This is a genomic window from uncultured Jannaschia sp., from assembly GCF_947494025.1.
Lineage (GTDB): Bacteria > Pseudomonadota > Alphaproteobacteria > Rhodobacterales > Rhodobacteraceae > Jannaschia.
In genome coordinates this window covers 1-526 of the sequence record NZ_CANLTQ010000138.1, presented here as the reverse complement: position 1 = coordinate 526, position 526 = coordinate 1, and the positions used below count along the sequence as shown (strand labels likewise).

Below are 526 nucleotides of genomic sequence, written 5' to 3'. Positions count from 1 at the left end.
GGTGTCCATTGCCAGGTGGACCTTGCGCCATTGGCGTCGGCCCTGAGACCCATGCTTGCGGGTCTGCCACTCCCCGTTGCCGAGGAACTTGATGCCGGTGCTGTCCACCAGGAGGTTCAGGGGACCGTCGGCACGGCGGTAGGGGAGCTGCACGGCCAAGGTCTTCTGTCTGCGGTACAGGGTGCTGAAGTCGGGGACGGACCAGCCCCGCCAGCCGGAGCAGGCTGGCCACCATGCCCGCAATCTGCCGCAAAGGCATCTTGAACAGCACCTTGACCGAGAGGCAGAACTGGATGGCAGCATCCGAGAAGACGGACGGGCGCCCCATGCGCCCTTCATGCGGCGCCAGCCAAGCCATCTCCTGGTCAACCCAGATCAGCATCGAGCCGCGCTTGCGCAACGCGGCGTTATAGCTGGACCAGTTCGTCGTGCGGTAGCGGGAGGGAGGAGGCTTGCTCATGCGTCCCGCCTAACCGCATGGATTCACCATGTGAATCGTCCGAAGTCAGAGTTCTGCAACAATGCC

General features: G+C 63.9%; 1 pseudogene. It reads right to left on the bottom strand.

What is annotated here, in order from left to right:
• A pseudogene (locus tag Q1B08_RS21675) lies at positions 1–460 on the bottom strand (IS5 family transposase); the annotation flags it as partial.
• Positions 461–526: the final 66 nt, after the last annotated feature.